We start from the raw sequence: 21,469 nt of genomic DNA, 5'->3' as shown, positions 1-21,469 counted from the left end.
CCTCCGCCTTGCAGCTGCACGCACCAGACCCCGCTCGGGTCGGCCGGGACGAACCGTCTGTCACGGCCGACCTGATCCAAACGACAGGCCCTAGTCGCCCTGGCCTGTACAACGTTGGAAAGGGCGGCAGTTGGCATGACAGCACGGCCTCGACCGTCTGTACAGGTACATGACACGGAAGATTTCCGGCGGCCCGTCCCGCGCTGTTCCCGAGATCACCGCCGGAACCCACTGTCGCGGCGGAGCCACCGAACGTACACTGCCAAATCGCAGACATGCGGGCGTAGTTGACCGGGGGGAGCCGACATGTCAGGTGATCAGTTCGGGCCGACGTACGGGTTCGCCGTGCCTCCGATGCCGTCCGCGCCGCCACCCGCTCCCGCCGACCCGCTGCGGGCCGTCGCGGTGGCGCTGCTGAACCTCAGCGGCCTCGGGCTGGGCTATGTGCTGGTACGCCGTTGGATCCTCGCGGCGGTGTGCTGGGCCGCGACCGCGGTCCTGCTGTTCGTCGCGCTGCCCGCCGACCCCGACGGGGTGTCGGGCGGAGCCCTGACCGCGTACGCGGTCTTCCTGGTGCTCGCGGCCGCCCACGGCGCGGTCGTGGGACTGCGCACCCGGCTCATGTGGCCCGCCGCCGCTCCCGTCGCGATCCTGCTCGGCCTGGTGCTCCTCGCCGTTCCGGCCGGCGGTGTCGTGCTGTACGACGGCGCGCGTGACGAGGCCACCGAGGAGATGCTCCTCGACCGGCTCGAACGGGCCGACCGGCTCGTGTCGAAGGCCGAGGGCAAGCCCTTCGGGAGCGCCCGGTCCGATCTCAAGGACGCATGGCGCGTGTACGGCGATCTCCGGGACGACCACCCCGACTCGCGGGCGGCCGAGCGGGTGCCGGACCGGATGAAGAGTTACTACACGACGGTCGGCGCCCCCTACGCGCAGAAGAAGTACTGCGACGCGATCCCGCCGCTGCAGTACCTGCGCACACTCTCGCGCGGCACCGACAAGAAGGATCTCGGCTCGCTCGCCACCTGGCCCGACGACCGGCTGGCCACCTCCCTGTACGAGTGCGGGTCGGACGGTCTTGCCACGGGCGACGCCGTCTGGCCGACACACTTCGGTGAACTCCTCGGCACTTTCCCCGAGTCGGAGCAGGCGGCGAAGGTCGAACCGGCCGTCGGCTCGGCGGTCGACAAGGCGGTCAAGGACGTGCGCGGCGACGAACCGTGTGCCGCCGTCGACCGGCTGAAGGCGCTCAGCTCCCAGGTCGAGGGCCTGAAGGGGGAGGAGGCCGGAGTGGAGCAGGCACTCGCCAAGGAGGTCGGCCGGGCCGACAAGAGCGCCGGCTCGGGGGCGTACGACTGCGGTGTGGACCAGTACAAGGACGGCGACTTCGCGGACGCGCTCAGCACCATGAACGACTTCGTGGACGACAACAAGGGGAGCAAGAACCGGGAGCGCGCCAAGAAGATCGCGATCGCCGCCGAGATCGCGCAGACCGTTCCCGCCGCGGGCAAGCGCCTGCCGACGACGGCGTCCGGCGGCGGCATCACCGTCACGCTCAAGAACGACAGCCCGGACGACATCACGGTCCTCTTCACCGGGCCCGTGACCGGCAGCGTCACCCTCAAGGGCTGCGGCAGCTGCACGGCCTACTCCACGTCGAGCACGCTCTCCCTCGGGTTCAAGCCCTGCAGCGACAGCGGCAAGAAGTACCCCCAGCGGACGATCAGCCTGCCCGTCGGCACGACGTACTTCCTGCACAAGCCGAAGTCCGGCACCTCCGGCACGACCCCCGCCTCGGACACCGCCAAGCTGTCTTCGGGCTACATCTACACCGAGTGCGCCTACACGACGAAGGGCTTCGGCCTGGGCACCTGACCGGCGGCCCGGCGCCCGTCCCCGGCTCCGGGCCAGGGTCTGTCGTTTGCATCAGGTCGGCCGTGACAGAGGGTTCGTCCCGGTCGGCCCGAGCGGGGTCTGGCGCGTGCAGCTGCAAGGCGGAGGAGGGAGTCGGCGACCGACGACAACGCCGCAGATGCGCGTGCCAGACCCCGCGACCCCGGCCTGATCCAAACGACAGGCCCTAGGAGCAGGGGACGTCGTCGCGGCGGTCGTCGGCGCGCGCGTCCGGCTCCTCGGTCCGGGTGCCGGGGGACGCGGCGCCCGCGCCCGGCAGGCGGAGCGATCCCGCGGTGTCCTTGAGGCGTTCGAGGGTCTTCGCCAGGCCCCGGAAGGGGAGCCCCTCGGGTCTGCGCGGCTTCCCGACGACCGGCACGCCGGCGCCGGACTCCTGGAGGGCGGCCAGCGCCTCGTGGGCGAGTTCCGCGGCCTCCCGGTACAGGTCGCGGGACTTCGTCATCGCTTCGAGTGCCTCGGCGTACGTGGCCACGAGGGCGCGCGCGTGGGCGAGTTCCTCCTCGACGGTCAGCAGGTGCCACTGCTCGCGGAGGTCGGACACGGCTGTGGCGGCGTCCTCGACCAGCGGTCTGGGCAGCGCGGCGTAGCGCGTCACCGTGTCGATGAGGTCGGCCGGCACCGAGCCGTCCAGGAAGACGCTCCGCACGGTGAAGTCGTCGTCCTCGTAGCCGGGCCTCGGGGGTGTGCCGGGCAGGACGACCGCGCCGCCCCGCGGTACCTGGACGCCCAGATCGCGGAGCGCCCAGTTGACGATCTGGAACTGGTCGGGCGCGGCGCGGTGTTCCACGACGCGGTGCCGGAGGCTGGGCGGCATCAGCCGGGCCAGCGGCCGCCGGCCGCGCTCGTCGGTCGTCATCGCCTCGTGGACGACGACGTGGATGCTCCAGGTGTTGTGCGCGGCGGTGTTGAGCAGCCGCCGCAGCTCCTTGTCCTCGCCCGGGAGCGGATTGATGGTGCGCAAGCGCAGTCCGGGGACGAGGTCGTGGTCCCAGGGCACGTCGGTGTCCTCGGGCCAGAACATGGCGGCGGGCGAGGGCATCTCCAGGTCCCAGGGCCGCTCCGCCTCCGCGGCCAGCGACCAGGTCCATTCGTCGGTGCTGCCCTGGACGGCTTCGACCGTCAGCCGCGCGCGCACGGTGACGGCACCGGAGACCTGCCACCGCGCCTCGAACACGCGGCGGCCGGCGCCGTCGCGGGTGTCGTCCAGTTCGAGGTGGTCCTGGATGACCCGGTCGTTCTTCTGCTCGCGCAGACGCCGGCGGACGACCTCCTCCGCGCCGGGGCCGACGAAGCGCCCGCGGGCGAGCCACACGGTGTCGGGGGCCGTGGCGCGGACGGTGGGGGACTTGGCCATGGATCACTCTGACGTTGGGAGACGGCGTGCGGTCCCAGTATGGGCCGTGCTGATCACGCGCTGCGGGGGAGGGGGCGTGCTTCGGCCGTCCGGCGCTGTGAGACAGTTCGCCCCGCTCGTCGCCGGGAAGGCCGCGAGGCCGCGTGGGGGGCGTCGGCCCCCACGCGGCCCCGGTGAGCCGGCCGTCCGGAGCGGGCCCGTGCCCCGCTCCGGCGTGTCGTCAGGCGCCGCTGGCGTCGAGCATCTCGTCACGCTCGACGATCTTCACGCGCTCGCGGCCCTGCGGTGTGCCGAGCGCCTTCTCCGCGGCGTCCAGCCGGTACCAGCCGTCCCAGGTGGTGTAGCGGACCTCGCGCTCGGCGAGGAACGCGTCGACGGCTTCCGGGGCCGGGGAGGCGGGGGTGTGCAGACGGCCGTTCGCGTGGTCGTCCAGCAGGCTGGCGACGGTCTCGTTGGCGTCGCCCTTGGTGTGGCCGATGAGACCGATGGGACCGCGGCGGATCCAACCAGTGACGTAGGTGGACCGCAGATGCTCGCCGCCGGCCTCGATGACCCGCCCGCCCTCGTCGGGGACGGTGCCCGTGGCGAGGTCCCAGGGGAGCTTGGGGAGCGCGTCCGAGAGGTAGCCGACGGCGCGGTAGACGGCGGTGACGTCCCAGTCCTTGTACACCCCGGTGCCCTTGACGTTGCCGGTGCCGTCGAGGGCGGTGCGCTCGGTGCGCAGGCCGGTGACCCGGCCGTCCTCGCCGAGGATCTCGGTGGGCGACTCGAAGAAGTGCAGGAACAGCTTGTGCGGGCGGTCGCCGATGTCGCGGATCGCCCAGTTCTCCAGGGTCTTGGCGACCATGTCGGCCTGCTTGTTGCCGCGCCGGGTGGCGATCGAGCCGTCGTCGTAGTCGATGTCCTCGGGGTCGACGATGACCTCGATGGTGGGGGAGTGGTCCAGCTCCCGCAGCTCCATGGGGCTGAACTTGGCCTGCGCCGGGCCGCGTCGGCCGAAGACGTGGATCTCCTTGGCGCGGTTGGCCTTCAGCCCCTCGTGGACGTTCGGCGGTATCTCGGTCGGGAGGAGTTCGTCGGCCGTCTTGGCGAGGATGCGGGCGACGTCGAGCGCCACGTTGCCGACGCCGAGGACGGCGACCTTCTCCGCTTCCAGCGGCCAGGTGCGGGGGACGTCCGGGTGGCCGTCGTACCAGGAGACGAAGTCGGCCGCGCCGTACGAGCCGTCGAGGTCGACCCCCGGGATGTCGAGCGCCCGGTCCGCGGTCGCGCCCGTGGAGAAGACGACGGCGTCGTAGAAGGTCCGCAGGTCGTCCAGATCGATGTCGCGCGGGTAGTCCACGTTGCCGAAGAGGCGGATCTGGGGCTTGTCGAGCACCTGGTGGAGGGCGGTGATGATGCCCTTGATCCGGGGGTGGTCGGGGGCCACGCCGTAGCGGATCAGGCCGAAGGGGGCGGGCATCCGCTCGAAGAGGTCGATGGAGACCCCGGGCTCGCCGGCCGCTTCGGATTTGAGCAACGCATCGGCGGCGTAGATACCGGCGGGGCCGGCTCCGACGATGGCTACCCGCAGAGGGCGCGACATGATCAGGTTCCCTTCGAGCGATGACAGGCTGGCTCGTCGGGAAGCCTAAACTAAGGCAATCCTTACTTGGTACGGGGGTCCGGTTGATGACCCCATAAGGCCGCCTTATGAGCGCGGCTGGGTGGACCGGCCCGCCTCGATCTCGCGCTTCAGATTGCGCAGCGTCCGGTCGATGTTGCCGGTCTGGAACGCCGCGAAGGTCTTCCCGCCGGTCGCCATGCGGTCGAAGGCGTTCGCCACGAAGTCCGGCCAGGAGCGGCGGTCGTCGGTCCAGGACTCGGTCACCCGTGTCGCCGTCCCGTCCGGGGTGAAGCGGTACTCCCAGGTGGCTATCGGCGCGCGCAGCCGGGGCCGCTTGACGCCGATGGCGTGGACGCGGAACGCGAAGCGGCGGCCGGGTTCGGCCACGGTCACCGTGCAGCGGGTCGTCCACCGGAACGGGCCGCGCTTGTTGTGTCCCTCGAAGACCAGCCCGACCTGCGCGGGCTCGTCGGGCCGGGCCACGGTCGCGCCGAGGTTCTCGGGGCTCCAGCGCCCCATCTGGGCCGGACGGCTGACCTCCTCGTACACGGACAGGGGCGACGCCTCGACGAGGATGCTGCGCGTCACGGTGAAGGTGCGGGGCATGGAAGTCCTTTCGTCGCCCACAACCTACTCGTCAGTAGCAAGGATGTCACCGGGCTCCGGCCGACCGTCTCCCCACGGCGAGGGCCCAGTACCCGCGTGGCCGGCCTGCGGGAATCGTCCTGGGCGCCTCCCGCCCGGCCTCGCGGGGTGTCGCGTCAGGCGGCGGCGTGGAAGAGGGCCGCCGCCTCGCCGCGGGAACCCACGCCCAGCTTCGTCAGGATGTTGGCGACGTGGAACTTCACCGTCGACTCGGTGATGTGCAGCTCCTGCGCGATGGCCCGGTTGCGGTGCCCGAGCGCCAGCCTGGTCAGCACCTCCAGCTCCCGCTCGCCCAGCGACGTCAGCGGGTGCGGTGCCGGATCCCGAGTGGCGCGCAGCGGGACGGTCGCCGTGACCGTCGAACCCCAGCCCGGCACGGCGTCGACGTCCAGGCGCCCGTCCAGCACGTCGAGGCGCTCCACCACCCGGCCCGGACCCAGGGCGCAGTGCGACAGCGTGCCGGGACCGTCGTCCCGCACGGTCGCCCGCAGTTCGTCCTCCGTGACCTGCCAGCCGATGTGGACGCGGCTGACCGACTCCTGCTCCAGCGCCTTCATCAGCACCGCCCGCACGACCGCCCGCGCGGTGTGGGCCACGTCCGCCGCCAGCGGCTTGGTCGACTGCGGAGCGCCCAGCTCCAGCCGGACGGGGCCGTAGCGCATCAGCGGCCGCACGCTCTCCGCGAGCCGGGCGAACGCCTCGTCGGCCGGCTCCTCGGCGATCTCCTGGTCCCGTTCGGCCGTGGCGCGCAGCTCCAGCACGGCCGTGACGGCGAGATCGGTTGCGGCGGCCCGGGCGGTCGCGTCGTCCATGGCGCGGCTGCGCAGCACGCCGAGCATCCCGGTCAGCGCCGCGGCGTGCGCCTCACCCAGCTCGGCGATCACCCGGGCCCGGGTGTCGGCGGCGGTGCGCGAGCGGGCCAGCGCCCCCGGCACGGCCTCCGCGGCCAGCCGGTCGACGTGGCTGGTCACCAGGTCCCACAGTGCCTGGACGAACGAGAGAACGGCCGGGTCGAGCACGGAGCGGTCCTCCCGCACCAGCAGCAGGACCGCGCCCCGGGGCGTGGCGTCGCTGCGCACGGCGAGCACCGGGTGCTCCGCGCCGGCAAGGGTGAGCACGCCCTGCCAGGGGCGGCCGGCCACCCCTGAGTCGAGCAGCGGCGCCAGGTCGGCCGCGCCGAGCCGGGCGACGACGTCCTCGTCGCCGTGGGTCTTGAACGGCGAGTGCGCGCAGTGCGTGGACAGTTCGGCGGCCGCGCGGTGGGGGACCGCTTCGGCGAGGACGGAGGACAGCCGCGGCAGGATCCGGCCGAGGGGCTGACGGATCACGTCGTACGCGGCGGTCAGGGCGGGCACGGAGCCGGACAGTTCCATGCGTTTCAGCGTAATGAACGGCCCCGCCGGACCGGCTGTCCTTTCGGACAGGTGCGACTGTCCGGAAGACCGGCCCCCACGGGCCGCGCCCCGGACGAGGCTTGAGTCGTCGACAGGCCACGGGCCGTCGAGGTGCCGTCGCCCGACGGCACCGGCCGCGGAGTTCCGATCACCGTGGCCGCGCGACACGACAGCGGGGAGTTCCCATGAAGGCGATCAGGTACGACGAGTTCGGCGCGGCGGACGTCCTCAGCTTCGGCGAGATCGCCGAGCCGGTACCGGGCCCGGGCGAGGTGCGGGTCCGCGTGGTGACGGTCGGCGTCAACCCCCTTGACCACAAACGCCGTCACGGCTGGATGGAGGCGTTCTACCCGACGACCTTCCCGGCCGTGCCGGGTCTGGAGTTCGCCGGGGTCGTGGACACGCTGGGCGAGGGGGCGACCGGATTCGCGCCCGGGGACGAGGTGTTCGGGTGGACGAGGACGGGAGCGTACGCCGAGTACGCCATCGCCGGCGACATCGTCCACAAGCCGGCCGGCCTCTCCTTCGAGGCCGCGGCGACGCTGCCGGTGGCCGGCGAGACCACGGAGCGGGTGCTGGGCCTCCTGGGCCTGAAGTCCGGCGAGACGCTCCTGCTGCACGGGGCGGCGGGAGCGGTCGGGCAGGTCGCCGTCCAGCTGGCCGTCGCGCGCGGGGCGACGGTGATCGGTACGGCGTCCCCGGCCAACCACGACTTCCTGCGCGCGCTGGGAGCGGTCCCCGTCGCGTACGGGCAGGGGCTCGCCGACCGGGTCCGCTCGGCCGCTCCACACGGCGTGGACGCGGTGTTCGACGCCGCCGGACACGACACCTTGCCCGTCTCCGTCGAGCTGCGGGGCGGCACGACGGACCGGATCGTCACGATCGCGGCGCAGGACGCGGCCGACTACGGCGTGGTGTTCTCCGGGGGTGGCACTCCGTCGGAGGTCGTGCGGACCTGGCTGGCGGAACACGGCAGGCTCGCGGTGGAGGGCAGGCTCGGCGTCCCGGTAGCCCGGACGTTCGCGCTGGCCGACGCCGCCGAGGCACAGGAGTTGAGCGAGACGGGACATGTGCGCGGCAAGCTGATCCTCACGGTGTGACCGCCGGCCGGCGGGTCCCATTGGTGAAGGGGGCGCGGTCGAGGGGGTGTTCGCCGGGGCGACGCGCGGCACACCGGGGCTGATGTATCATCGATCTTGAGCGCGTCGCCGAACTCCCGGCACCGTGCCTCGCGTTGGTGGTCCAAGGAAAGACGCCCCGCTTCCTGCGGGGAGATGCAGGTGCAAGGCCTGCCCGGCGCTCCACGAACCCCACCCCGGTCACCCGGGGTGGGGTTTTCGCGTTGCCCGCCGCGGAGCGTGCGGCCGTACGCGGCGTCCGGCCCCGCGTTGTCGGTGGCGTCCGGCATGATCCCGGGAACACGTCGTCGGTGCGGTAGGGGAGTGAGCGGGATGTCCGTCAACAACGAGAACGTGCTGCGGCACCCGTTCCTGCGGGCGCTGTACGAGGACGACTACTACCCCGACCATGTGCTGGACCGGGGCAGGGAGATCCTGCTGAGGCTGTGCGCCCGCATCGAGGCGGAACGTCCGGACGGCCTCGGCGCCCTGTACGCGCTGACCGCCGAGGCCACGGAGGAGTTCAACGCCCTGGAGGCCGAGTTCGATGCGGCCGGCAGCGAGATCGAGACGGTGGCGCGTGAGGAGATCGCGGAGGACTTCTCGTTCGTCGCCACCGCGTACGGGTTCGCGGACGCCGACCATGAGGAGCTGGTGGCCGCCCGGGAGTGGTGAGGCCTCCGTCGTCCCGGGTTCGCGCGGCGCGTGGCAGGAGAGCGGAACCATGGGGGACCCGGCCGTACGTCCGCACGGCCCGCCGTGGGGTGGTCGGAGCCCGGCGGTGCGCTCACATGTCGACGATCGTGCCCCGGTCCTCCGCACGGGCTACGGCGTGCGCGACATGGGCCGCCGCGACGTCGAGAGCGGCGTGGCCGGTGGACTTGAACACGGTCAGCTCGGCCGCGGTGCGCCTGCCGGGGTGCTGTCCCGACAGGACGGAACCGAGGAGCGCGACCGTGCGCCCCGCCGGGAGGTCCTGCAACTCGTGCGCCCCCGCCGGTACGGCGGAGGTGGCGGCGCCGGGCCACTCCGCGAAGAGGGTGGCGTCGTGGACGGTGGCGGCGTCCAGCTCGGGGCCGTGGGAGCCGCCCACCGAGCTGACGTGGGTGCCGGGCGCCAGCCAGTGCCGCTCGATCACGGGGCGGGTCGCGCCGGTGCAGCAGAAGACCGTGCCCGCCTCGCGTACCGCCTCCTCGATGCTCCGGGCGGCGCGCGCCGCGGGGTGCAGACCGGCGAGCCGTTCCGCGCTCGCGAGGTCGCGGCCCGCGACCGTCACCGGGGTCGCGGGGTCGAGTACCGCGAGCAACTCGACCTGGGCGCGCGCCTGCGCGCCGGTGCCGATGACGGCGACGGCGCGGTGGTGGGGACTTGCCAGGGCGCGGGCGCTGTGGGTGGCGGACGCGGCGGTGCGGATCGCCGTGAGGGACTCGGCGTCCATCAGGGCCAGCGGGCCGCCGTGCTCGGCGTCGAACAGGGCGACGACACCCCGGTGCGTGCTGCGTCCCGGACGGCCGGGGTCGGCGAAGACGGAGACGAGTTTGGCCGCGAGTCCCAGTCCGGGAACGTATCCGGGCATCGCGCCCAGCAGTCCGGCCGGGGCGCGGGCCGCGATCCTGGGCGGCGCCGAGGCCGACCCGTCGCCGACGGCCTTCAGCGCCGTGGCCACGGCGTCCATGAGGCGGTGGGGGTCGAGGGCGGCGCGCGTCTGAGCGCGGTCGAGGACGAGGATGCCGCTCATACCGCTCCCTCCTCGGCATCGGCGGTACGGGTGAGGAGGCGCTGCAACTCGTCGGCCGACGCCCGCAGTCGGTGGCGCAGACCGGCGACGCGGGACTCGTCGAACTCGGTGTCCAGACCGACCACGGTCAGGGCGCACACGGGGGCGCCCGGGGTGGGGACGACGGCGCGGCTGACGGAGGCGACGGGCTGTTCGTTGCGGCCGTGCTCGACGGCGAAGCCGCTCCGCTCGGTGCGCTCGATGTCGGCCAGCAGGCCCTCGGGCCCGGTCAGCGGATGTCCCGCCGCCTCAGCGAGGCGGAGGTAGGGGGCGCGGGCCTCCGGGGGGAGGGCGGCGACCAGGGCGAGCGGGCCGGCGAACCGGTGGACCGGCAGGGCCTCACCCATCAAGTGCGTGATCATCGCCAGGCGTTCGGGACGTACGACGTCGATGACCCGGGCGCGGTCCGCTTCCGGGACCTGGAGGTTGACCATCATCCCGGTGTCCTCCGACAGGGCCGCCAGCACGGGACGGGCGATGGCCGTCAGCGAGTTCCTGGCCGCCGCGGACGACAGGCCCAGGACCGCGGTGCCCGGCAGATAGCGGTCGCCGGCGCGGAGCACCCAGCCTCTGCGGACGAGGTCGAGCAGGACGCGGTAGGCCGTGGCGCGATGCAGGCCGACCTCTTCGGCGAGGTCGGTGAGACGCGGGGGATGCGGTGCGCGGGCCACGGCCTCGACCAGGTCGAGCGCCTTGTCCACCGCCGAGCGGGGTGCTGCGGGCAATTCCGACCACTCCTTGTGGCGCTGCGGGTGGCCAGCGTACGGTGGCCCGTGTTTCCAGTGACAATACAGCTGTTACGTACACCGTAACAAGCCCCCACGAGGTGAAGATGACCCACGAGGCCTCTGTCGAGCCGGGCCCGCACGCGCCGCCGCCGGACGGCACCGTCGCCGTCTACCGCGGTGCCACGCTGTTCGACGGGCACGGGGGCCCGCTGCGGCCGTCGACCACGATCGTCACCGACGGGGCGTGGATCCGCGCCGTCGGCGACGACGCCGAACTCGACGCCCGACTCCCCTCGGACGCCGAGGTCTTCGACCTCGACGGCCACTTCGTCGTCCCGGGGCTCATCGACTCCCACCAGCACATCGCGACGCCTCCCGACCGGCCCGCGGCCGAGGCGGTGCTCCGCCGGCTCGTCTACAGCGGCGTCACCGCGATCCGCGACATGGCGGACGACCTGCGCCAGGTCGGCGATCTCGCCAGAGCCACGCTCGTCGGCGAGATCCCCGGCCCCGACATCCGCTACGCCGCGCTCATGGCCGGCCCCGGCTTCTTCGACGACCCGCGCACCCACCAGGTGTCGCAGGGCGAGACCCCGGGCGCGGTGCCGTGGATGCAGGCGATCACGGACGACACGGACCTGCGCCTGGCCGTGGCGATGGCGCGGGGCACCCACGCCGCCGCGATCAAGGTCTACGCGGACCTCGACCACTCCGCGGTCGCCGCGATCACGGCGGAGGCCCACCGCCAGGGCATCCCCGTCTGGGCCCACGCCACCGTGTTCCCCGCCTCTCCCCGGCAGGTCGTCCTGGCCGGCGTTGACAGCGTCTCGCACGTCACGCTGCTCGCCTTCGAGGGCGCCGAGGGGCAGTTGACGAGCTACAAGCACAAACCGCCCGTCGACCACGAGAGGTTCGCCGGAGGTGGCGATCCGCGCGTGGCGGAGCTGTTCGCCCTGATGCGCGAGCGGGGGACCGTGCTCGACGCGACCGCCGGCATGTGGTCCAGCGACGCCCTGGCCGGGGACGGACCCGAGGGAGCCGAGCGTGCCCGGCTCAACAGCGAACTCGCGGCCCGACTCACCGCCCAGGCGCACCGGGCCGGCGTGGACGTCTCCGCCGGCACGGACTACGAGACCGGCCCCGAGAACCCGTTCCCCGCGCTGTACGAGGAGCTGGCGTTCCTCGTGGACCGCTGCGGGATGACTCCCGCGCAGGCGCTCCGCTCGGCCACCCTGATCGGAGCCCGCAGCGCCGGCACCGAGGCCGTCATGGGAAGCGTCGAACCGGGCAAGCTCGCCGACTTCGTCGTCCTCGGGGACGACCCGACACACGGCGTCGACCGGCTGCGCACCATCACCATGACCGTGAAGCGGGGCCACCGCTTCGTCCGCGGCGAGTTCGACCGGACGCTCGCCGCCGACACCCGTGCCCGGCGCGACGAGACCCAGGAGGGCCGATGACGTCCACGCCCATGATCATCAACGCGCTGGGGCAGCTCGACAACCCCAACGCCCCGCGGTCCGCCGAGGCCGCCGCCCAGCTCAACGCCTCCAGCGAGCAACTCACCGTCGACGCACGGGCCCTGGCCGACGCCCACGCCTCGGGACTCACCGCCGTCAACATCACCCTCGGCTACACCATGGGCGACCTGCCCCCGTACGAGCACACCCTGCACGAGATAGCCGTGTGGGACGCGATCATCCGGGACAACGCGGCGGACCTCACGAAGATCCTCACGGTCGCCGACGTGCACCGGGCCAGGCAAGAGGGCAGGATCGGCGTCATCTACGGCTTCCAGAACGCCGTCGCCGTCGGTGACGACCTCCACCGCGTCGCCACATTCGCCGAGCTGGGCGTGCGGATCGTCCAGCTCACCTACAACCAGGCCAACCACATCGGCGACGGGTCGATGGCACCGGGCAACCGGGGCCTCACCGAGTTCGGCCGCGACCTCGTCGCGGCCCTGGACGAGCAGCACCTCATGGTCGACCTCTCGCACAGCGGGGAACGCACCTGCCTGGAGGCCGCGAGGATCGCCCGGCGTCCGGTGTCGGTCAACCACACCGGCTGCCGTGCCCTGGCCGACCTGCCCCGCAACAAGACCGACGAGGAACTGCGCCTGGTCGCCTCGCGCGGAGGGTTCGTCGGCATCTACTTCATGCCCTTCCTCGACGTCTCCGGTCACGCCAGTGCCGCGGACGTGGTGGAGCACATCGACCACGCGGTGAACGTCTGCGGCGAGGACCACGTCGGGATCGGCACCGACGGCCCCGTCACGTCCATCGACGACCTCGACGCCTACCGCGCGCACCTCGCCGAGCACGTGGCGCTGCGCCGGCAGGCAGGCGTGTCGGCGGCGGGCGAGCGCAGCGACACACTGCCGTTCGTCATCGACCTGCGCGGAGTGGACCAGTTCCGGGAACTCATCCGCCTGCTGGAGAAGCGCGGCTACCGCGGTGAGCGCATCGAGAAGATCCTCGGACGGAACTTCCTCGACTACGCGGCGCGGGTGTGGGCTCCGTAACCCTGACGAGCCGGGCCGCCGGGCAGCCGCCTCAGCGGGCGGCACCCTCCTCCAGGGGCCGCGCCGCCTCGCCGGAGTCCGCCGGTCCGGCGGCGCGGCGCCGCCGGACGGTTCCGAGGGTGCCGTGGGCCGCCATGATGCCGGCGATGACCAGGACGGCACCGATCGGCTGGTTCCAGGTCAGCCGCTCACCGAGCAGGACCACACCCGCCGTGACACCCACCACGGGCGTCAGATAGGTGACCGCGGCGGCGTTCACCGCGCCCCACGCCTGGACGATGTTGTTGTTCCACAGATAGGCGAGACCCGTGCTGAGGGCACCCAGCGCCAGCATGCTCACCGCGATGCCGGGATCCACCCGCGGCGCCGGGGAGGCCAGCCACGGCGTGGCCGCCAGCATCATCAGCGCGCCGATCGTCACCTGGACGAAGGCGACGCTGACCGCCGGCAGCCCCAGCGGGGTGATGTGCCGGCGCAGCTGCACGAAGGCGAAGCCGTAGCAGGTGGTCGCGCCCAGGCAGGCGAGCTGCGCCTTGAGGTGACCGCCGCCGGACAGGCCCGCCGGTCCGATCAGCACCAGGACGCCGGCGAAGCCGGTGAGCAGGCCCGCGGTACGCCGCCGGGTCAGCCGCTCACCCGCCAGGGCGACCGTGCTGACGGCGAGGGTGAGCAGCGGAGTGGTGGCGTTCAGGATGCTCGCCATGCCCGACGTGAGCTGCTTCTCCGCCCAGGAGAACAGCAGGAACGGCACGACGCACAGCAGCACGGACACGAGGGCCAGCCGCAGCCACAGTCGCGGTTCGCGCGGGACGCGGCTGCGGGTCACCGCCATCACCGCGCACAGCGCCAGGGCGCCCAACACCAGCCGCCCCCACACGACCTGAGCGGGCGTCAGTCCCTCCAGGGCGACCTTGATGAACAGAAAACTCGAACCCCACGCGCATGCCAGCGCGACGAACTGCGCGACGATCCTCGCACGCAAGTCACGGCCCCCCTCGGCCCCTTCGGGCCTGACGTCTCTCACCGGCCGTGCCGCGGCGGCCTCCGGGCCCGCGGGCCCGGAGGCCGCCGCGACCGGCTCCTAGTTCCGGTCCGCGGCGATCGGTGCCACGGTCGGCGCCACGATCCGCACGTAGTCCCGCGTGGCCATGACGACGGACCGGTCGAGCCGGCCCGCGTTGAAGGCGATCTCCTCGTGGGAGGCCAGGAACTCGGCGTCCACCACCACCGGCAGACCGCCCGAGAGCCACAGCGGCGGGATCGCCCCGACGACGCACCCGGTCAGCTGCTCGGCCAGCTCCGACGGCGCGAAGCCGCCCTTGCGGCCCTCGACCGAGGCGACGACCCTCTTCAGGTCCGCCCGCCGGTCGCCCGCCAGCACGGCGAGCACCGCGGGGGAGTCGATGCCCTTCACCCGGCACACGAGGGCCTTGGCACCCTGCGACACCGTGGTGCCGCGCACCGCCGACACCTCTTCGGAACGCCCCTCGGCCGCGTGCTCCACCACGCGGTACGCGGCCTTCTCTCGGTCGAGGAGATCGATGATCTGCTCAAAGGGACTCAACGGAGGCCTCCTACGGGCTGTGCGTGCGTACGGCCGCGGAGCGGGGCGGCGTAGCGCCGCTCCAGCCGGCTGACGAAGGTGTCGATGAAGGACGGCGGCGCCTCGGTCCAGGACCGCCAGTCACGGGTCACCTCGGCAAGGTACGACATCCGCCGCAGGTGCTTCCAAGTCCCGTCACCCGTACGGGAACCGAGGTCGACGGGAAGGTGCGCGCGCAGCGCCTCCAGGTAGTCCGCGAACACCCCGCTGCCGAAGTTCACGCGCGCGACGCCGTGCGAGGGCAGGGACGCGAGGTCGACCCGGGACAGCGAACTGCCGCCGTGCACGACCAGTCGGCGACCGGAGTCCGCGAGGACACCGGTGAGCTCGCGGACCAGTCCGTGGTCGATCGCCGCGTACCGGTGCTCCCGCGCGGGTTCCGTCGCGAACACCTCGTCCCACAGCTCGGACTTGCGCCGGGCCTTCGCGAGCCGGCGCTCCAGCCACTCCCGCTCCAGCGTGTCCAGCAGCGGACGCTGGAAGACCGGGACACCGGCCCGTGCCTCACGCAGCACCGCGTCCAGCCGCTGCCCGGCGTCCGGTCCCTCTCCCTCCATGGCCCGCCGGGCCGTGGAGGCGATCAGCCGGTGCTCGGCCGAGTAGGCGGGCAGTCCGGCCTCCGTCAGGGACCTCTCGACCCGCGCGCACGCCTCGGCGAAGGCGTGCAGGTCGTCCCCGGTGGCGCCGTCGTCCAGCAGCCCGACCTCCGCCAGCGAGCGGCGGGTGGCGGCGAACCCGTAGTCGAAGCTGTGGAACTGGCCCACGTGCGCCCCGACGAAGTCCAGGTCCGTGTCCCCGACGAAGCGCACGAAGTCGTCCGTGGTCGTCCTGGCCCACTTGCGCAGCCCGGCGCCGTCGATGCAGCCGATCTCGCCCTCGACGAGCACGTCGTAGCGGCGTGCCAGTTCCGTCGCGGCGTTGGTGAACAGGACGTTCTGGTGGAGGGCCCGGCCGGAGCCGTCGACCATGACCGAGTCGAAGCCCGCCTCGCAGGCGGCGCGGACCACCTCGTAGTCGTCGGCGTGGTCGAGGTGCAGCCGCAGCCGCGAGCCCAGCGTGGCGTTGAGCCGGTCCACGTCCTGCTGGAGGGTGCGGAAGACCCCGGCGACGGTGGCGGCCGGCTCCCCGCCCGCGCCGTCGGCGACGAACAGCAGCGCCTCCTGCGGCGAGATCTCGCAGTACACGTCGCGCCGCGTCCGCGCCGAGAGCAGGGCGTAGGGCAGCAGCATCGACGGATGCTTCACGTTGAAGTTGGGCACGGTGCCCGTCCAGCGTGCGGGCGGTGTCCCGGCGGGCGCCCCGGACGGCGGGCCCGGCCGCCTGTTGCGCAGTTCCCAGTGGACCTCGCGCCTGACGTGCCGCACGCGGTCGAGGAACTCCGCCAGGTCGGTGTCACCGGGGGACAGGGTGCGCACGAGCGGTCCGAGGGCCCGCGGATCCAGGGCGTTGTGGTCCTCGACCACGAAGACCACCCCGAGCAGCGGGTCGTCGCGCCGCAGCGCCCGGGTCCGCTCCGCCACCCAGGACAGCGCGGCCAGGCCGCTGACCGGCAGCTCCTCGCACACGAACGCCACCGACTGGGCGGCCAGGGTGTCCAGGACCCGCTCGGACGTGAGCCGTTCGTCCGTGATGACGGTCCGCAGGGCGAGCGGCTCGAGGAGCGTTCGCGCCCACTCCGTGTTCCAGACCTCGGCGCTGATCACCGCGTGCGGTGTGTCGGCCGGACGCCGTACGACCGGCCCGCCCGCAGCCCGCCCCGGCAGCGGGACCGCGACCGGAACCGCGCTCACCGGAACACCTCGCCGAGCAGCCGGGCCGCCGCCGGCGAGTCGACGTACTCGTCGAAGGAGTAGGCGAGCCGGTCGAGGCCGAAGTGCTGCAGCAGATCGGCCACTTCGGCGCGTACCGCCGCGGGCTCGGCGCGGCGCAGCACCACCCGCGCCACCAGCCGGCCGACCTCGCGCATCTCAGCCTCGCGCAGCCCGCGCCGGGTCATCGCCTGGACACCGAGCCGCAGACCGTGCAGCCCGTTGCTGCCGGGGACCTCGATGTTGGTGGTGCGGATCCCGGCGCGTGCCAGGTCGCCCAGGGCCAGGCGCAGCGCGTCGGCCGCCGATCCGGTGATCACGTGCACCTGGTGGGTCTCGGTGAACCCGAAGGACTCCCCGGAGACCCGCACACCCTCCTCGTGCAGGGCGCCCGCCAGCGCCTTGGCGTTGGCGACGATCTGCCGGGCGTAGTCGTGGCCGTAGAGCGCGACCTCCGACAGCGCCACGTACATGGGCGCGATCAGCTCGGCGTGCGAGTTGCTCTGCATCTGCGGGCAGACCCAGTCCGAGACCTGCCTCAGCTTCGGGTGGTCGGCGTCCCGGAAGGCGACGTACGCCTTCTGCGGCCCCGCGATGGTCTTGTGCGTGTTTCCGTGCACGGCGTCCGCGCCGAGCAGGGTGGGCTGGGGCAGGACCCCGCCGGCGATCAGGGCACCGTCGTGGCTGGCGTCGTAGGCCAGGAAGACGCCCTCGGGCAGGGCGGCCCGGATCTGCGCCAGCGGCTGCCAGCGCAGCTTGAACGACTGGTCGAGGATGACCAGTTTGATCTCCGGGTGCTCGCTCACCAGGGTGGCCAGCCGCTCCACGTCGACGAGCAGGGTCCGGTCCACCATCGGCAGGTGGTAGGTGTTCACCCCGGCCGCGGCCGCCAGTGACTCCAGTGCGAAGTGGCCGCCGTCCTTGTGCGCGAAGTGCACGAAGCCGTCGCCCCGGCCGCAGGTGCCGAGCAGTACGGCCTGCTCCGCGACCGATCCGCCGTTGGGCCGCCAGTCGAAGGTGGCGGCCTCGAAGAGCTGGCGCCCGATGCCGGTCAGCTTCGCCACCAGCGACGCGTTCGCGCCGGAGTCCGGGAACGACCACTCGCCGGGCTCGGACGCGTAGGGCGGGGCGAACTCGTAGAAGCCGCCCTGCAGTCCGCCGCCGAGCATCCGCACCAGCTTGCTCGGGTAGTTCTCGCTGGCCGTCAGGCTCAGGTGCTGCTCGCGATAGGTGTTGTCCAGGACGAAGTCCGAGGTCAGGCGCTCCAGCATGTGCGCCACCCGGCTGTCCGACCACACCTCCCCGCGCGGGGCCGCGGCGGGCGCCGGCGTACCGCCCTCCTCGGCGCCCCTGGCGACCCCGTCGATGATCCCCTCGGCCTCGTCGACGATCTCCCGCGCTCCGTCGATCGTCCCGCTGTCCTCGGCCGCCCCGGTCTCCTGGACCAAGGCGACGCCGCCGTGTTCTGCCGCGCGCATGAATCAACCCCCCGCTCATTCATCGCTCATTCGTGGCCGCCGCCCACCGCCGATCACCGACGATCGGGAGAGCCGAACGGCCGTCAAGACGGATGAGGGACGGGGCACCTTCGGTCGGCCGGAAGGGAGGCGGCGACGCCCGCGCACGACGCTGTGCGCAGGGCGATGGACCCGGTCCGCGTGCCTCCCCCGTACCCGGCTTCCCGGGGTCCGTCCCGGAAGCATCCGCACGCCAACGGCGGAGACTGTACACGGCGTAGATCATCGGCGGTCAGCGAAATCCAGCCGGTCTGCAGGCCGCGGAAAGCCCGCCGCGAGGCCCGGGGGACAGACGTTCCGGAGCCTCGCGAAGGCGGCCTCGGGCCTGCGGTGAGGCGGCCGGGAGGACGGTCCTCGCGCACGGACGGGTGAGGGACGCGGCCTGGCTCAATCCGTCCTCCGGCGGACGGGGTGGACCGGTGCCGGGGCGAGCCGCCGGTGCGGCGGCGACCGGCGGCGGGACCTGTCGCGGACACCGGGACGACGGGTGGTGGACGGACGGACGCGGGAGCCGCCGGTGTGCCGGGTGCGGGAGCGCCGGCGTCGTCGGGGCCAGCGATACTGCCTGACATGCGTATCGACTATTCACCCGAGTCCATGGACAAGGGTGCGTTCTACAAGCTCCTCACCGCGGTGGTCGTACCCCGCCCCATCGCGTGGGTGTCGACCCTCACGGCAGACGGCACGACCGCCAACCTGGCACCGCACTCGTTCTTCACCGTCGCCTGCACCGACCCGCCCATCGTGCAGTTCACCTCGGTCGGCCGGAAGGACTCCCTGCGCAACGTGGAGGAGACCGGGGAGTTCGTCGTGAACTTCGCGCCCGAGCCCCTCTTCGAGCAGATCAACGCGACCGCGACCGACTTCCCCAGCGAGGAGGGCGAGTTCGACGCGGTCGGCATCGACAAGGAACCCTCGCTGAGGGTGAAGCCGCCCCGGGTGGCCGCCTCGCCGGTGGCGCTGGAGTGCCGGCTCCACGCGACCCTGTGCCTCGGGAACTCCACCGTGGTGTTCGGCCGGGTGGTGCACGCCGCCGTGCGCGCGGACACGGTGGTGGACGGGCATCCGGAGATCGGCCTGCTGAAGCCGCTGTCCCGCCTCGGCAAGAACGAGTGGGGGGCGATGGGCGAGATCAAGGACCTCGCGCGGATCCGGTACAGCGACTGGCAGCGGGACTGAGCGGTCGGTCCCTACGGGTCCCGGCGGCCACGGCCGCCGGGACCGGCCACTCGCCGTCCCGTCGGACGTCCGGCTTCGGGCTGTCTCCGGGCAGCGGGTCGAGCGAAATGGGGGTGAATCGGACGAGTCGGTGACTCGGCGGCGGATAATTTGCATCCGAGATTCGCATTATCTACGCTCCCGCCATGCGCTTGACGAAGTCCACCGACCTCGCACTCCGTGCGGTCATGGCCCTGGCCACGGCTGACGGTCCGTCGACGGCGCGTGACGTCGCGGCGGTCGTGCGCGTCCCGTACTCGCACCTGGCGAAGGTCGCGGCCCGGCTGCAGCACCTCGGTGTCGTCGAGTCCCGGCGCGGGCGCGGCGGCGGACTCGAACTGACGCCTGGCGGGCGGACGTTGTCCATCGGCTGGCTGGTCCGCGAACTGGAGGGGACCGGTGACGTCGTGGACTGCGAGGGGGACGAGGCGTGCCCGCTCGCGGGTGCCTGCCGGCTCCGCGGCGCGCTGCGGCAGGCGCAGGAAGCCTTCTACGCCTCCCTCGACCCGCTGACCGTCGAGGATCTCACCGCGCCACCGACCGGTCCGGTGCTGATCGGACTCATCGGCCGGGGACGCGACATGCGGCTCTGACGCCGTAAGCGCAGTGCGCGGTGCCTCCCGGTCCCACCGGGTGTCCGCGCGCGATGCCACACCCGTAAATAAGCATCCAGCATTCGTATTAGGGGTTGCCGTGCTCTCTCACACGTCCGCAGCGACTGTCCGCGCCACACTGCCCGCGGTGGGGGCGGCGCTGCCGCGTATCTCCGAGCGCTTCTACGAGCGGCTGTTCACCGCCCACCCCGAGCTGCTCCGGAACCTGTTCAACAGGGGCAACCAGGCCGACGGGACGCAGCGCCAGGCGCTGGCCGGCTCCATCGCCGCCTTCGCCACCGCACTCGTCGAGCACCCCCAGGTCCGACCGGACGCCATGCTGGACCGCATCGCCCACAAGCACGCCTCGCTCGGCATCAGCGCGGGCCAGTACCAGGTGGTCCACACCCACCTCTTCGCCGCGATCGCCGAGGTGCTCGGCGACGCCGTGACCCCCGAGGTCGCCACCGCGTGGGACGAGGTGTACTGGCTCATGGCGAACGCGCTGATCGCCATCGAGCGCCGCCTGTACGCCGAGCGGGGAGTACTGCTCGGCGACACCTGGCGCCCCTGGGAGGTCCTCGAACGCGTCGCGGAGACCGACGACGTCGTCACCTTCCGGCTCCGCCCGGCCGACGGACGCGAGGCACCCTCGTGCGCGCCGGGCCAGTACGTCTCCGTCCGCGTCGAACTGGCCGACGGGGCACGGCAGATACGCCAGTACAGCCTGTCCGGCGCACCCGCCGACCCCACGCGTTCCATCACGGTGAAGCGGGTGAACGAGGTCTCCGGGCACCTGCACGACCACGTGCGCGTGGGCGACCGCATCGAACTCTCCGCCCCCTACGGCGATCTCGTCCTCGACCACACCGACGCACCGCTGCTGCTGGTCTCCGCCGGTATCGGGTGCACGCCGATGCTGGCCATGCTGCACCACCTGGCCGACACCCGGTACGAGGCACCCGTCACCGTCGTGCACGGCGACCGCTTCCCGCAGGCGCACGCGCTGCGCGCCGACCACCGCGCCCTCGCCGGGAAGCTGCCCGGGGCCACGGTCCACTTCTGGTACGAGGAGGACCCGGAGGAGGGTGACCGCCTTGGGCTGGTCGACCTGGCACAGCTGCCGCCACTGCCAGAGGGCGTGCAGGTCTACCTGTGCGGGCCGCTGCCGTTCATGCGCGCCGTCCGCACCCAGCTCCTGGAGCGGGGCGTGCCCGCCTCCGCCGTGCACTACGAGGTCTTCGGCCCGGACCTCTGGCTCGCCGAGGCCTGATCCGGCCGCCGGTGCCGGGCGCGGAAGCCGTGACCCCGCCGTTTGTTAGGTTGACGGAGACCGCGCAGGCACCGGCGGCCCACAGCAGAAGGAGCCCGACCCGCATGATGGCGCGCGCCAGACTCGTCCAGGAGCTTCGCCGTGACGGCACCGGCCGTACGGGCAAGGAAGCCGCGCTCCTCGTGGAGGACTACGCGCACCAGCTCGCCGGCCGGCTCCGTGAGGCGGGACATCGCGAGGCCGCCGACCTCATCGACCCCAGCGCCGGGCAGTGCACGTGTGGCGCGCCGGAAGGGGCCGACGAGGACAGCCGGGAGACCCGCCGGTACTGGGAGCACTCCCGGTCGTGCTCGTTGGCCGGCTGAGCCGGCGGGACGCGCCGCCCGCGTACGCGGTC

19 protein-coding genes are annotated in these 21,469 nt (G+C 72.7%); 9 read left to right on the top strand and 10 right to left on the bottom strand.

Annotated features, from left to right (window positions below; translation table 11 throughout):
- Positions 1–306: 306 nt before the first annotated feature.
- A complete protein-coding gene (locus ACZ4VA_RS21000) occupies positions 307–1,875 on the top strand; it encodes a hypothetical protein (RefSeq protein WP_356176169.1) in 1,569 nt (522 codons plus the stop codon).
- A 205-nt stretch (positions 1,876–2,080) separates the two neighbouring features.
- Here the strand turns inward: ACZ4VA_RS21000 and ACZ4VA_RS20995 are convergent, their stop codons facing one another.
- The 4 genes from ACZ4VA_RS20995 to ACZ4VA_RS20980 all read right to left on the bottom strand — a co-directional run bounded on the left by ACZ4VA_RS20995 (position 2,081) and on the right by ACZ4VA_RS20980 (position 6,892).
- Positions 2,081–3,268: a hypothetical protein gene (locus ACZ4VA_RS20995; RefSeq protein ID WP_356241370.1), complete on the bottom strand. Its 1,188-nt coding sequence runs from the start codon at positions 3,266–3,268 to the stop codon at positions 2,081–2,083.
- 220 nt (positions 3,269–3,488) lie between these two features.
- A complete protein-coding gene (locus ACZ4VA_RS20990) occupies positions 3,489–4,853 on the bottom strand; it encodes an FAD-dependent oxidoreductase (protein ID WP_355788744.1) in 1,365 nt (454 codons plus the stop codon).
- A gap of 105 nt (positions 4,854–4,958) precedes the next feature.
- On the bottom strand, positions 4,959–5,480 hold the full coding sequence (locus ACZ4VA_RS20985) for an SRPBCC family protein (protein ID WP_468082346.1): 522 nt from the start codon (positions 5,478–5,480) through the stop codon (positions 4,959–4,961).
- A gap of 155 nt (positions 5,481–5,635) precedes the next feature.
- On the bottom strand, positions 5,636–6,892 hold the full coding sequence (locus tag ACZ4VA_RS20980) for a LuxR C-terminal-related transcriptional regulator (protein ID WP_468082345.1): 1,257 nt from the start codon (positions 6,890–6,892) through the stop codon (positions 5,636–5,638).
- A gap of 206 nt (positions 6,893–7,098) precedes the next feature.
- On the opposite strand from ACZ4VA_RS20980, the gene ACZ4VA_RS20975 reads away from it, so the two are divergent.
- Entirely contained in the window at positions 7,099–8,013 is a 915-nt protein-coding gene (locus tag ACZ4VA_RS20975; RefSeq protein WP_468082344.1) for an NADP-dependent oxidoreductase, read from the top strand.
- Between the two features lie 351 nt (positions 8,014–8,364).
- Positions 8,365–8,706, top strand: a complete 342-nt coding sequence (locus tag ACZ4VA_RS20970) for a DUF5713 family protein (protein ID WP_355794988.1) — start codon at positions 8,365–8,367, stop codon at positions 8,704–8,706.
- Between the two features lie 112 nt (positions 8,707–8,818).
- Here ACZ4VA_RS20970 and ACZ4VA_RS20965 read toward each other — a convergent pair whose 3' ends face one another.
- Together ACZ4VA_RS20965 and ACZ4VA_RS20960 are read right to left on the bottom strand one after the other, a co-directional pair.
- Positions 8,819–9,769: an ornithine cyclodeaminase family protein gene (locus ACZ4VA_RS20965; RefSeq protein WP_356241357.1), complete on the bottom strand. Its 951-nt coding sequence runs from the start codon at positions 9,767–9,769 to the stop codon at positions 8,819–8,821.
- Positions 9,766–10,533, bottom strand: coding sequence for an IclR family transcriptional regulator (locus tag ACZ4VA_RS20960; protein WP_355792818.1), 768 nt, complete (start codon positions 10,531–10,533; stop codon positions 9,766–9,768). The genes ACZ4VA_RS20965 and ACZ4VA_RS20960 overlap by 4 nt, the downstream gene beginning before the upstream one ends.
- Before the next feature lie 107 nt (positions 10,534–10,640).
- On the opposite strand from ACZ4VA_RS20960, the gene ACZ4VA_RS20955 reads away from it, so the two are divergent.
- Entirely contained in the window at positions 10,641–11,996 is a 1,356-nt protein-coding gene (locus tag ACZ4VA_RS20955; RefSeq protein ID WP_468082343.1) for an amidohydrolase family protein, read from the top strand.
- Positions 11,993–13,060 carry a dipeptidase gene (locus tag ACZ4VA_RS20950; protein WP_356176142.1) on the top strand — a complete coding sequence of 356 codons (1,068 nt, stop codon included), beginning with the start codon at positions 11,993–11,995 and terminating at the stop codon, positions 13,058–13,060. Before ACZ4VA_RS20955 ends, ACZ4VA_RS20950 begins: the two co-directional genes overlap by 4 nt.
- Positions 13,061–13,091: 31 nt before the next feature.
- Here ACZ4VA_RS20950 and ACZ4VA_RS20945 read toward each other — a convergent pair whose 3' ends face one another.
- The 4 genes from ACZ4VA_RS20945 to ACZ4VA_RS20930 all read right to left on the bottom strand — a co-directional run bounded on the left by ACZ4VA_RS20945 (position 13,092) and on the right by ACZ4VA_RS20930 (position 17,949).
- A complete protein-coding gene (locus ACZ4VA_RS20945) occupies positions 13,092–14,042 on the bottom strand; it encodes a DMT family transporter (RefSeq protein WP_468082342.1) in 951 nt (316 codons plus the stop codon).
- 99 nt (positions 14,043–14,141) lie between these two features.
- Positions 14,142–14,624: a YbaK/EbsC family protein gene (locus ACZ4VA_RS20940; RefSeq protein WP_356169738.1), complete on the bottom strand. Its 483-nt coding sequence runs from the start codon at positions 14,622–14,624 to the stop codon at positions 14,142–14,144.
- Positions 14,621–16,453: a class II fructose-bisphosphate aldolase gene (locus tag ACZ4VA_RS20935; RefSeq protein ID WP_468082341.1), complete on the bottom strand. Its 1,833-nt coding sequence runs from the start codon at positions 16,451–16,453 to the stop codon at positions 14,621–14,623. The genes ACZ4VA_RS20940 and ACZ4VA_RS20935 overlap by 4 nt, the downstream gene beginning before the upstream one ends.
- Positions 16,450–17,949 (bottom strand): PLP-dependent aminotransferase family protein, encoded by a 1,500-nt coding sequence (locus ACZ4VA_RS20930; protein ID WP_355787089.1) that lies wholly within the window; start codon positions 17,947–17,949, stop codon positions 16,450–16,452. The genes ACZ4VA_RS20935 and ACZ4VA_RS20930 overlap by 4 nt, the downstream gene beginning before the upstream one ends.
- A gap of 609 nt (positions 17,950–18,558) precedes the next feature.
- Between ACZ4VA_RS20930 and ACZ4VA_RS20925 the strand changes: the two genes are divergently transcribed.
- The 4 genes from ACZ4VA_RS20925 to ACZ4VA_RS20910 all read left to right on the top strand — a co-directional run bounded on the left by ACZ4VA_RS20925 (position 18,559) and on the right by ACZ4VA_RS20910 (position 21,437).
- Complete coding sequence (locus tag ACZ4VA_RS20925) at positions 18,559–19,167, top strand: flavin reductase family protein (RefSeq protein ID WP_356169743.1); 609 nt, start codon at positions 18,559–18,561, stop codon at positions 19,165–19,167.
- 185 nt (positions 19,168–19,352) lie between these two features.
- On the top strand, positions 19,353–19,799 hold the full coding sequence (locus tag ACZ4VA_RS20920; protein ID WP_402373988.1) for an RrF2 family transcriptional regulator: 447 nt from the start codon (positions 19,353–19,355) through the stop codon (positions 19,797–19,799).
- A 100-nt stretch (positions 19,800–19,899) separates the two neighbouring features.
- Positions 19,900–21,072 carry a globin domain-containing protein gene (locus tag ACZ4VA_RS20915; RefSeq protein WP_468082340.1) on the top strand — a complete coding sequence of 391 codons (1,173 nt, stop codon included), beginning with the start codon at positions 19,900–19,902 and terminating at the stop codon, positions 21,070–21,072.
- A 104-nt stretch (positions 21,073–21,176) separates the two neighbouring features.
- Positions 21,177–21,437 carry a hypothetical protein gene (locus ACZ4VA_RS20910; RefSeq protein ID WP_356169752.1) on the top strand — a complete coding sequence of 87 codons (261 nt, stop codon included), beginning with the start codon at positions 21,177–21,179 and terminating at the stop codon, positions 21,435–21,437.
- Positions 21,438–21,469 lie beyond the last annotated feature (32 nt).

The organism is Streptomyces sp. NPDC028308 (assembly GCF_055565855.1).
The sequence above is the reverse complement of the archived record's forward strand: the minus strand, read 5'-3'. Positions and strand labels throughout refer to the sequence as shown.

Bases quoted from the DNA above. Each gene is read 5' to 3' on its own strand.
- ACZ4VA_RS20975 (WP_468082344.1), top strand. From the start codon at position 7,099: ATGAAGGCGATCAGGTACGACGAGTTCGGCGCGGCGGACGTCCTCAGC.
- ACZ4VA_RS21000 (WP_356176169.1), top strand. From the start codon at position 307: ATGTCAGGTGATCAGTTCGGGCCGACGTACGGGTTCGCCGTGCCTCCG.
- ACZ4VA_RS20930 (WP_355787089.1), bottom strand. From the start codon at position 17,949: ATGCGCGCGGCAGAACACGGCGGCGTCGCCTTGGTCCAGGAGACCGGG.
- ACZ4VA_RS20995 (WP_356241370.1), bottom strand. From the start codon at position 3,268: ATGGCCAAGTCCCCCACCGTCCGCGCCACGGCCCCCGACACCGTGTGG.
- ACZ4VA_RS20990 (WP_355788744.1), bottom strand. From the start codon at position 4,853: ATGTCGCGCCCTCTGCGGGTAGCCATCGTCGGAGCCGGCCCCGCCGGT.
- ACZ4VA_RS20920 (WP_402373988.1), top strand. From the start codon at position 19,353: ATGCGCTTGACGAAGTCCACCGACCTCGCACTCCGTGCGGTCATGGCC.
- ACZ4VA_RS20955 (WP_468082343.1), top strand. From the start codon at position 10,641: ATGACCCACGAGGCCTCTGTCGAGCCGGGCCCGCACGCGCCGCCGCCG.
- ACZ4VA_RS20980 (WP_468082345.1), bottom strand. From the start codon at position 6,892: ATGGAACTGTCCGGCTCCGTGCCCGCCCTGACCGCCGCGTACGACGTG.
- ACZ4VA_RS20965 (WP_356241357.1), bottom strand. From the start codon at position 9,769: ATGAGCGGCATCCTCGTCCTCGACCGCGCTCAGACGCGCGCCGCCCTC.
- ACZ4VA_RS20970 (WP_355794988.1), top strand. From the start codon at position 8,365: ATGTCCGTCAACAACGAGAACGTGCTGCGGCACCCGTTCCTGCGGGCG.
- ACZ4VA_RS20950 (WP_356176142.1), top strand. From the start codon at position 11,993: ATGACGTCCACGCCCATGATCATCAACGCGCTGGGGCAGCTCGACAAC.
- ACZ4VA_RS20910 (WP_356169752.1), top strand. From the start codon at position 21,177: ATGATGGCGCGCGCCAGACTCGTCCAGGAGCTTCGCCGTGACGGCACC.
- ACZ4VA_RS20985 (WP_468082346.1), bottom strand. From the start codon at position 5,480: ATGCCCCGCACCTTCACCGTGACGCGCAGCATCCTCGTCGAGGCGTCG.
- ACZ4VA_RS20925 (WP_356169743.1), top strand. From the start codon at position 18,559: ATGCGTATCGACTATTCACCCGAGTCCATGGACAAGGGTGCGTTCTAC.